This window comes from Pontibacter sp. GD13 (assembly GCF_058216355.1).
This window is the reverse complement of sequence record NZ_JBYZMQ010000004.1, coordinates 260,269-270,128: the sequence shown is the minus strand read 5'-3', so window position 1 is coordinate 270,128 and position 9,860 is coordinate 260,269. Positions and strand designations below refer to the sequence as shown.

The following is a 9,860-nucleotide window of genomic DNA, read 5'->3' as shown; positions in this document are numbered from 1 at the left end:
CCTTCTTCCCTAAGAAAATCCATGCCGTAACTGCCAAAGGGTTCATCCTCAAACTTATCCTCTTTATATTTGCCTATACATTAAATCAAATCATCCAATAACTCGCAACTTGAGTTAATTAATATAACTATTCCAGATACAAATATCTTAAACTGCTCTAAACAGAAATTTAATTGTAAAAATTCTCCATTAACGACACCGTACAATTACAAAGATTTCGGCCCCACTTCCCTATATAACCTATACGTACCCTGCCGTTTTTGTGGGCGACTGGCATACGTTACCCAAATTTTCGCCGTTATTTTGTAGCGGCTGCGGGGTAAATCATGTTTATAAAAAATAAGCGTAACTTTGTCTAGCGCGTGCGGCCTCTTTGCGGGGTTGGCGCTTGGTACACATTTTTATTCTGATTGAAAAACACTTACTAAGATCAGGATTCTTGAAAAGGCGGAAAGCATGATAATTAAAGAGGCAAAGTTTTTGATGAGTAATACCAAAGTATCGCTGTGCCCGGCGCCAGATAAGCCGGAGTATGCTTTCATTGGACGCTCAAACGTTGGCAAGTCGTCGCTGATCAATATGCTTACCGCACAGAAGGGTTTGGCAAAAACGTCTTCTTCGCCGGGAAAAACGCAACTGATCAACCATTTCCTGATCAACGATGCCTGGTATTTAGTCGATTTGCCAGGGTATGGCTATGCAAAGGTGAGTAAAAGTTCGCGCGACGACTGGAAGAAAATGATCAACTATTACTTCCTGAACCGCGAGAACCTGACGTGTGTATTTGTCTTGATAGATTCCAGGCACGAACCCATGAAGCCAGACCTTGATTTTATTACTTACCTTGGTAACATGGGAGTTCCGTTTGCCATTGTTTTCACAAAGCTGGATAAGCAGTCATCCGTTAAAACAGACTCAACAATAGCCGCTTATACCCGTAAATTGCGTGAGACCTGGGAAGAGCTGCCCCCTATGTTCCGTACTTCGGCCGAGAAAAAAACGGGCCGGGAGGAGTTGCTGGCCTATATTGAGGAGATAAATGCACAAATGCAGCAACAGTAAGCGGCGGGCAGATTAATTTGCAGGAGCTCTTTTAAATGAAGTAGAATTTTAACCTTAACCCTTATGAAAACTAGATTATCCTTTTTGCTGGTTGTGTTTGCTTTTGCAGCCCTCACGGCTGCAGCCCAAACCAGCGAGACGAAGAAAGACGAGAAAAAAGAAGAAGCCAAAGTGTGGACGCCTGAAAAGACCCCCCCTGCGGCTGAATACTACGCTGGTGGCGTGGAGGAAATGTACAAGGCTATTTATAAAGAGCTGCAGTACCCTGTGCTGGCCAAGCGTAACCGTGTACAAGGCGATTGCATTATTGGGTTTACCATCAATGAGGACGGCTCTACCTCCGATTTCAAAGTGATCCGGAATGCCGGTGCCGGCACCGGCGAAGAAGCCCTGCGCGTGGCCAGGCTGCTTAAATTCAAAGCCCCAGGGTTTAGCGTTAGCGGCAGTATCCCAATCGTTTTTAAACTATAACAAAACAGTTTATACTTTATTATGCCTATTGATTTAAGACAAGTTGCAGCCATTTCTGGCTTCGGTGGCCTTTACCAGATCGTAAAGCCTACGCGCACAGGTGTTATTGTGGAGAGCTTTGAGGATACCCCGAAGACGATGGTAGCGCAGGCGCGCCACCGGATGTCTCTGCTGGACGAGATCTCTATCTACACCACCGATGACGAGGGAACCGTGCCTTTGGCGGAGGTTTTCGAGCTCGTTCATAAGAAGTTCGGCGATGAGTTGCCCCTAAGCGAAAAACCAAGCAACGAAGAGTACAAAGCCTTTATGACAGCGGTGCTCCCAAACTACGATGATGACCGCGTTTATGTGTCTGACATGAAGAAACTGGCAAGCTGGTATCTGATCCTCAACAAATTTGTAGGTTTTGAGGGTGAGGAGCAGGAAGCCGTTGAAACAGCGGCAGATGAACCTGAGAAAGCGAAAAAAGCAGCCAAGCCTGCCAAAAAGAAGAAGTAATCTGCAATAAAGAAAGGACGCCCTCCAGCAATGAAGGGTGTCCTTTTTATTTTAAGAAAGTATAAACGCTGCCTTATACTTATTTATGCAACACCCGCCTGCCCTTGTAGCCAACGCAAGCAGCCAGCTGCAAAAGCTGTTCGACGTGGACAACCTGCCATTAAACAACCTGGAGGCGCTTGAGTTTAAACTCGCCCGGGTCGTGCTTCACTTGCTGCAGTCAGACCTGAACCGGCTCCTGCACATTCTGTACCGCATCGATGTGGATGAACAGCGGGTAAAGGAGGCCATGACCGCGGATGACTCAGAAATAATTGCCGAACGCGTTGCCCGGCTTATCATCAAGCGGGAACTGCAAAAGGCTGCGCTGCGGCTGCGCTACAGTTAAGTATATTATACCGCTACCTCGGCTTTGATAAACTCCTCCACCTTGTCCACCATGTCGGAGGAGCCGATCACCAGCGGGCTGCGTTCGTGCAGGTCAGTCGGCTCTAACTCCAATATACGCCTGGAACCCGTGGTGGCCTTACCCCCAGCCTGCTCCACAATATATGCCAGCGAGTTGCATTCGTACATCAGGCGCAGTTTGCCGCTAGGCGATTTGGCAGTAGCCGGGTAAATGTAAATACCACCTTTCAACAGGTTTCTGTGGAAATCAGCCACCAACGAGCCAATGTAGCGGGCCGAGTAATCCTGTTCTTTGCAGTAATTAAGGTAATTTTTGATGCCCTCCGGAAATGTGTTGGCGCAGCCTTCGTTACAGGAATAAACACAGCCGGTTTGCGGGGTGGTGATATTAGGGTGCGAAAGGAAAAACTCGCCAAGCGATGGATCATACGTAAAGCCGTTCACGCCATGACCTGTGGTGTACACCATCATTGTGGAGGAGCCGTAAATAACGTAACCGGCACCTACCTGGCGCGTACCATTCTGCAGGCAGTCTGCCAGCGTGCCTTCCATACCCGGCTCAGATGTTCTCCTGTAAATAGAGAAGATCGTGCCTATCGAAACGTTTACGTCAATGTTAGAAGAACCATCCAACGGGTCTATGGCCACGATATATTTGCCTTTTACATTACCCGTGTGGATGATGGCCTCTTCCTCCTCGGAAATAATGGCACATACCTCGCCCCCGTTGCGCAGGGCCCTTATAAATCGGATATTCGCGATCACATCGAGCTTCTGCTGCTCCTCGCCCTGCACGTTCTGGTTGCCGTATGCCCCGGTAACATCCAGCAGGCCTGCCCGGTTAATCTCACGGTTCACAATTTTTGCCGCCAGGGCTATATCGCGCAGCAGCTGCGACAACTCTCCGGTAGCGTACGGAAAGTCCTCTTGTTTTCTCATTATAAACCTGTCCAGGGTGGTGCCTACAGGCAATGCGAGCTTATCATTCATAAATTAAAGATTAATCCTTCTACAAAAATATCAATTTTAGGCAATATTACGAACTATACATATTTTTACGTCACATGAGCACAAACAGGATGAAAGTATACAAGTTTGGCGGCGCTTCTGTGAAGTCAGCCGAGGCATTCAGAAATCTTGCCCATATTGTAAAGACCCAGGGCGGCCAAAGCCAGTTGCTTGTGGTGGTGTCGGCAATGGGCAAAACGACCAATGCCCTGGAGCAAATCCTTGCGCTGGCTTATCGCCAGCAGGACTTTAGAGCCGACCTCCAGGCCTGCCAAAGCTATCATCAGAACGTACTGCACGATTTGTTTCCTGCTGCCTCCCATCCGGTGCATGCGCGGGTGCAAGGCCTGTTTGCACAGCTGCAGCAGGGGTTGCAGGCGCTATCCCCTGGGGCTTCCTACGATAAAAGCTATGATCAGATCGTGAGTTTTGGAGAAATGTTTTCCTCTACCATCCTGCATCACTATTTACAGGAGCAGGAGTTGCCCAACACCTGGCTAGACAGCCGTGCCTATGTGAAAACGGATGACAACTGGCGAGAGGCCAGGGTAGACTGGGCATTAACAGAGCAGCTGATCAACCGCGATCTACCGGCTATACTTGATCAGCAACTCATCGTAACGCAGGGCTTTTTGGGCGGCACCAGTACCGGCAGTACCACTACGCTGGGCCGTGAGGGGTCTGATTTTAGTGCCGCTATTTTTGCTTACAGCCTCAACGCCAACCAGATGGTTATCTGGAAAGATGTGGAAGGCCTGATGAATGCAGACCCGAAGTATTTTGCTGATACCGTGTGCTACCCTGAGATATCGTACCAGGAAACCGTGGAGATGGCCTACTACGGCGCCTCGGTTATTCACCCGAAAACGATCAAACCACTGGCAAATAAATTAATCCCGCTTTATGTAAAGTCGTTTTTAAACCCCACAGGCAAGGGCACCCTGGTTTGCGACTGCCGCTTTGAAAAAGTTGCGCCTGCATATATCATAAAAGAGAAGCAGTGCCTGCTATCTTTTAGCGTGAAGGACTTTACCTTTATCTCCGAAAAAGCACTGAGCAACATTTTTCATGTGCTGTCGGAACTGCGCATGAAGATAAACCTAATGCAAAATTCCGCAATCTCGTTTTCCGTCTGTACAGATTATCACGCAGATAGGATTCAGCAGCTCTTGGAAGCACTACATGACCAATTCGCTATTTACTATAATACAGACCTTCGCCTTTTTACCATAAAAAATTATGATACTGCAAGCATAAAGAATATATTAGCAGGCAAGGAAGTATTACTGGAGCAACGAACCAGGCATACTTTTCAGATTATTTGCAGATAACCACCTGCATATCAATGGCTTATATAATATTGGCAAATTTATAATTATTTTAATTTTGATTATATATTAAATAATACTATATAATCTAAACCCTTTTTTTAAATTTGCATAATAATATATTAAACTTTTACTTTTACCGCTTATTTTACCATGTATGCAAAAGCCTGAAAAACTTACCCTTACTTTTGTGCTTAAGCTAGTGGTGCTTTCCTTGCTGTTACTGGTAGGCGTCTGGATGAAACAAGGCACTGTGCCCTATGCAGCAAGTGTTCGTAACACATCCGGCCAGGTTATTCCAACAGGAGCAACTATAGGCCCGGACACTGCAAGCCAGTCACAGCCCTATCCCAAGGCAATACACGCCAAATTCGCCAACCTATCTTCTATTTAAGCATAGAAACCTTTAATTGCGGCACTGCTTTTTCCTGGTTTACCGAAAAACTGTAACTTGGGCGTTTTACACCTCAAGAAAAGTAAACGTATGGAATTTATACTTGTCACCCCCCAGGCCCAGCCGCATGTTGCGCTGATTCAACTCAACCGCCCCAAAGAACTGAATGCCCTGAACCTACAGCTGATGGGAGAATTGCGTGATGCCCTGAAGGAACTGGACGATGACGAGCAGGTGCGCGCCATTGTGATCACGGGCAATGCCCGCGCTTTCGCGGCAGGGGCCGACATTAAGCAAATGGCCGGCAAAACTGCCATCGACATGCTGAACGTAGACCAATTCTCTACCTGGGATCAGATTCGTAAAACCAAGAAACCGATAATCGCGGCTGTTTCGGGCTTTGCCCTGGGGGGCGGCTGCGAACTGGCCATGACCTGCGACATGATCGTAGCCTCTGAAACCGCCATGTTCGGGCAGCCTGAGATCAAGATCGGGGTGATGCCCGGCGCCGGCGGCACCCAACGCCTGACCAAAGCCATTGGCAAAGCGAAAGCCATGGAAATGGTGTTAACGGGCAAGTTTATCTCAGCCGATGAAGCCGAGAAGCAAGGCCTGGTTAACCGCGTGGTGCCCGTAGAGCTCTACCTGGACGAAGCCTTTAAATTAGCCGGTGAAATAGCAAAGATGTCGCCGGTGGCTACCAAGCTTGCCAAAGAGGCTGTTAACAGGGCCTTTGAAACGCAACTGGACGAAGGCCTGCATTTTGAGCGCAAGAACTTCTACCTCTGCTTCGCCTCCGAAGATCAGACAGAGGGCATGAATGCGTTTGTAGAGAAACGCAAACCAGACTTTAAGGGGAAATAGCCCGGGGCTGTTGCCTTAGTGCGCTTGCCTGTGCGGGACTTCAGCGGTTTCTGGAATTAACTTTTCATCTATCGGTTTATCACCTTACCTTTGTGGCACTATTCCTAAACGCAGCATGCGTCTGGGTTAATACAGTACAGCGAATAAACGACACGCTTTACAAGTGCAAGCAGGAGCTGATTGCTTGCAGGCGCTGCGCCGCCGTAATGTGGCGCACGAACATTAGTTTTGCTACCACACGAGCATTCAGAACAAAAAGCATTACCAATTTAATAAATAGATTTTCAAATTTTAAAAGTATAGGAACATGGCAGTATTGGTTGGCAAAAAAGCACCCGCTTTTAAAGCAACAGCCGTAGAAAACGGCGAATTTGTAGAAGATTTTTCATTAGAGCAGTACCTGGGCAAGAAACACGTTGTTTTCTATTTCTACCCAATGGACTTCACGTTTGTGTGTCCGACAGAGATCATCGCCTTCCAGGACAGGATGGAGGAGTTTGAGCGCAAGGGCGTGGCCGTGGTTGGCTGCTCTACTGACTCTCATTTCTCGCACTTCGCCTGGCTGAACACGCCACGCGAGAAAGGCGGTATTGAAGGTGTAAATTATCCGCTGGTTGCGGATGCGGCCAAAACAATTGCGTCGAATTACGATGTTTTAGCCGGACACTACGAGTATAACGATGAAGGTGAGATGATCTTTGTGGGAGGCCCTGTGGCGTACCGCGGTCTTTTCCTGATAGACAAAGAAGGCATCGTTCGCCACCAGGTGGTTAACGACATGCCGCTTGGCCGCTCCATAGACGAGGCACTGCGCATGGTGGATGCCCTGCAGTATTTCGAGGAGAAAGGCGAAGTTTGCCCTGCCAACTGGTCGGAAGGCAAAGAAGGCATGCACGAGACACACGAAAGCGTTTCTAACTACCTGGCTAGCGCAAGCGTGTAACACCGCTTTGTTAGCTTAACAGCTCTAACGCCCCGGCCCTGGCTGGGGCGTTTCTGTTTTACACCTGCTTTGTAAGCAGCAGCGCATCCGCTGAAATTTTAACAGGCCGTGTGCTGCGCTAGCTTTTTAAGTTTAGTGCCTGCTTTTTTATGGGTTTCAGGCTTAGTGCCCTATTGCCAGCCTCAAGCTTTTTTCAAAAGCACAGTAAGTATCCGGGGTAAGCCGTTTCTGTCAGCGGCATCAAAAAACTCGTTAACGTCCACCAACACCAGTCCATGCTGGCTGGCTTCCTGTACAAAATCAGACAGATGATGGGTAAAACAGGTTACCTCCTGTCGCCCTGTTTCGGTATCAAACCTGGCTTTTGTTCCGGAATATTGTTTAAAGGGATGCAGTTCGCCGATATATACATGCCCGCCTGGTTGCAGCACACGTACAGTTTCCTCAAAAACAGGGGCAAGGTTTTCGATGTGCTCTAACACCAGGCTAAAGCTTACCAGGTCGAACTCCGCTTCACTAAACCCCCAGTGCCGGGTGATGTCGGCCTGTACAAACGTCACGCGGTCAGTGCTGATTTTCTCTTTGGCCTTTGCCAGCATTTTTTCAGAAAGGTCTACGGCAGTTACTTTCGCAGCCTGCTCTAAAAGCCAGGTGGTGTTTTTACCGGTTCCACAACCAATTTCCAAACAAATCTTAAAGGGTACGTCAGCCAAAACTTCCTTCAGCGCCACACCCTCCAGATCGCGGGTTCGGTTTTTATTGGAGTCATATTGAGATGCCCAACTATTGTAAGCTTGTTGTATGCTCATTTTTTAGGTTTTTGAGATTTATTCTTTTCTAACTGACTAGCGCGCCAATCCCTAAAAGAATGCTTATCCGGTGTTCCGTTATGTTCTAAAGCTCTTTCAGCATCCAGATGTTACAGGCAAAATGCCCGGAGTTGCCCAGTGCATGGGGCAAAGGCCTGAAGCCCGATTTCTCATACATACTTACCGCTTTCGCCAGTTCCGGAAACGACTCCAGGTATAGTTGCTGGTACCCCAGCGCTTTGGCCGCGGCTATACTTTGCTGCAGCAGTTGTTTGCCGAGTCCTTTTCCGCGTGCGTTTTGCGCCATGTAAAACTTAACCAGTTCGGCACAGCCCGCAGGCAAGCCATCCGTCGGAAAAACGCCGCACCCCCCCACGATCACCCCCAGCTGCTCCGCCACAAAATAGGCGCTACCAGGCTGCTGGAAAAGGCTAAACAGGTCATCTGTAGTAGGATCGGTGTACACGGTGCCGGGCCTGTCAATGTTAAACTCTCTGAAAACCTCACGGATCAGACTTGCCAATACGGCATTGTCTTCCGCTTTGATGGGGCGTATGGTGATGTGCATGGGTAATAACAGAATTCTAAAATGATGGTTGCATGCCGCAGCAGGCATTTACCTGGCCAAATATAACAGATAGCCCGAACCTATAGCGCCCTATGCCTTACAAAGTATAGCTACTTTAGAAATTATCGCTGGGCAATACCTTATCTTTGCAGGATAAGCCGGCCACAAACCTACACGTGCATATTGCCCGAAGCAATTAGGGAAAGACGCATGTTAGGGCTCATGGCTTGCCTAACCGCTGGACCACACTTGCTAAACTTGAAGTTACTTTACGACATCGGGCTGAAAACCTACGAAGCAGCTGTTGCCCTGGCAGCACCATTTCATCATAAGGCCAGGCTGATGAGGCAAGGCCGGAAGCACCAGTTTGAGCACATGCAGCCCACCCTGGAAGGCAACCAGGCACCGGTGGCCTGGTTTCACTGCGCCTCCTTAGGGGAGTTTGAGCAGGGCCGGCCAGTCATGGAAGCATACAAAGCTGCTTATCCTGCTCATAAAATCCTGCTTACCTTCTTCTCGCCCTCCGGGTACGAAGTTCGCAAGAACTACACAGGTGCAGATTACATTTTTTATCTGCCCATAGACAGCGCGGCCAACGCAGCACGTTTCCTGGACATCACAAAGCCGAAACTGGCTGTGTTTGTAAAGTATGAATTCTGGCATTATTACTTGCTGGAGCTGCAACAGCGGCACGTTCCCATACTTTCGGTGTCTGCCATTTTCCGTTCGGATCAGGTTTTCTTTAAACCATACGGCGGCTTTTACCGCAACATGCTGCGCCGCTTTACGCAGATCTACACCCAAAACCAACCCTCGCTGCAGCTACTGCAAAGCATCGGCATAAGCCAGGTAAGCATTGCCGGCGACACCCGTTTCGATAGGGTGCTGCAAACCGCTGCCAGTGTAAAAAGAATCCCTTTGGTGGAGGCTTTCACGGCTGGCCGGCAGGTGTTTATAGTAGGCAGCAGCTGGCCCGCCGACCTGGATGTATTGTTGCCGCTTATACAGAAGTATAAAAAAAGTATAAAATTCATTATTGCGCCACACGAAGTAAATGAGGCAAGTATAACTGCTGTGCTACAGGCCCTGGGCAACGAGGCAGTACGGTTCTCGGAAGCCGCCGATACAACGGTTGCCCGGCATAGCGTGCTGGTAATTGACAATGTGGGCATGCTTTCGGCGCTGTACAGCTATGGCACCTACGCCTACATTGGCGGGGCCTTCGGCAAAGGCCTGCACAACACCTTAGAGGCCGCGGTTTTTGGGCTACCTTTGTTCTTCGGCCCAACTTACGCTAAATTCCAGGAAGCCGTTGACCTGGTAGCACTGGGCTGCGCTTTTCCGGTGCACGATTCCAAAGAACTGCTGCAGGCCTTCGAGGCTGTGCACCATACCCCCGAAAAGCACCTGCACATAACAGAAACCGAAAAAAATTACGTAGAAAAACAGGCAGGCGCTACTGCCCTGATCATGGCTGACATAAAGCGTTTGTTTAATTCATAGG

At 48.7% G+C, this 9,860-nt stretch carries 12 protein-coding genes and 1 pseudogene; 10 read left to right on the top strand and 3 right to left on the bottom strand.

Annotated features, from left to right (window positions below):
* The 5 genes and pseudogenes from AC4BAN_RS08780 to AC4BAN_RS08760 all read left to right on the top strand — a co-directional run.
* Window positions 1-101 (top strand): annotated as a pseudogene (locus AC4BAN_RS08780) (IS982 family transposase); the annotation flags it as partial.
* A gap of 355 nt (window positions 102-456) precedes the next feature.
* On the top strand, window positions 457-1,062 hold the full coding sequence (gene yihA, locus AC4BAN_RS08775; protein WP_490564020.1) for a ribosome biogenesis GTP-binding protein YihA/YsxC: 606 nt from the start codon (window positions 457-459) through the stop codon (window positions 1,060-1,062).
* A gap of 63 nt (window positions 1,063-1,125) precedes the next feature.
* Entirely contained in the window at window positions 1,126-1,533 is a 408-nt protein-coding gene (locus tag AC4BAN_RS08770) for an energy transducer TonB (RefSeq protein ID WP_490564019.1), read from the top strand.
* Window positions 1,534-1,554: 21 nt separating this feature from the next.
* Entirely contained in the window at window positions 1,555-2,034 is a 480-nt protein-coding gene (locus AC4BAN_RS08765; RefSeq protein ID WP_490564018.1) for a DUF5606 family protein, read from the top strand.
* 85 nt (window positions 2,035-2,119) lie between these two features.
* Window positions 2,120-2,422 (top strand): hypothetical protein, encoded by a 303-nt coding sequence (locus AC4BAN_RS08760; RefSeq protein WP_490564017.1) that lies wholly within the window; start codon window positions 2,120-2,122, stop codon window positions 2,420-2,422.
* Window positions 2,423-2,427: 5 nt separating this feature from the next.
* On the opposite strand, the gene fbp is transcribed toward AC4BAN_RS08760, so the two are convergent.
* Entirely contained in the window at window positions 2,428-3,432 is a 1,005-nt protein-coding gene (gene fbp, locus AC4BAN_RS08755; protein WP_490564016.1) for a class 1 fructose-bisphosphatase, read from the bottom strand.
* A 74-nt stretch (window positions 3,433-3,506) separates the two neighbouring features.
* Here fbp and AC4BAN_RS08750 point away from each other — a divergent pair, with 74 nt between their 5' ends.
* From AC4BAN_RS08750 to AC4BAN_RS08735, 4 genes are all read left to right on the top strand, one after another.
* Window positions 3,507-4,781: an aspartate kinase gene (locus tag AC4BAN_RS08750; protein ID WP_490564015.1), complete on the top strand. Its 1,275-nt coding sequence runs from the start codon at window positions 3,507-3,509 to the stop codon at window positions 4,779-4,781.
* Between the two features lie 154 nt (window positions 4,782-4,935).
* Window positions 4,936-5,172 (top strand): hypothetical protein, encoded by a 237-nt coding sequence (locus AC4BAN_RS08745; RefSeq protein WP_490564014.1) that lies wholly within the window; start codon window positions 4,936-4,938, stop codon window positions 5,170-5,172.
* A gap of 90 nt (window positions 5,173-5,262) precedes the next feature.
* Window positions 5,263-6,036 carry an enoyl-CoA hydratase-related protein gene (locus AC4BAN_RS08740; protein ID WP_490564013.1) on the top strand — a complete coding sequence of 258 codons (774 nt, stop codon included), beginning with the start codon at window positions 5,263-5,265 and terminating at the stop codon, window positions 6,034-6,036.
* Window positions 6,037-6,343: 307 nt separating this feature from the next.
* Window positions 6,344-6,979, top strand: a complete 636-nt coding sequence (locus tag AC4BAN_RS08735) for a peroxiredoxin (RefSeq protein WP_490564012.1) — start codon at window positions 6,344-6,346, stop codon at window positions 6,977-6,979.
* A gap of 182 nt (window positions 6,980-7,161) precedes the next feature.
* On the opposite strand, the gene AC4BAN_RS08730 is transcribed toward AC4BAN_RS08735, so the two are convergent.
* The gene (locus AC4BAN_RS08730; RefSeq protein WP_490564011.1) at window positions 7,162-7,788 is read right to left on the bottom strand and encodes a class I SAM-dependent methyltransferase; all 627 of its coding nucleotides are present in this window, start codon (window positions 7,786-7,788) and stop codon (window positions 7,162-7,164) included.
* 85 nt (window positions 7,789-7,873) lie between these two features.
* Window positions 7,874-8,356 (bottom strand): GNAT family N-acetyltransferase, encoded by a 483-nt coding sequence (locus AC4BAN_RS08725; protein ID WP_490564010.1) that lies wholly within the window; start codon window positions 8,354-8,356, stop codon window positions 7,874-7,876.
* Window positions 8,357-8,614: 258 nt separating this feature from the next.
* On the opposite strand from AC4BAN_RS08725, the gene AC4BAN_RS08720 reads away from it, so the two are divergent.
* Window positions 8,615-9,859, top strand: a complete 1,245-nt coding sequence (locus tag AC4BAN_RS08720; RefSeq protein ID WP_490564009.1) for a 3-deoxy-D-manno-octulosonic acid transferase — start codon at window positions 8,615-8,617, stop codon at window positions 9,857-9,859.
* Window position 9,860: the final 1 nt, after the last annotated feature.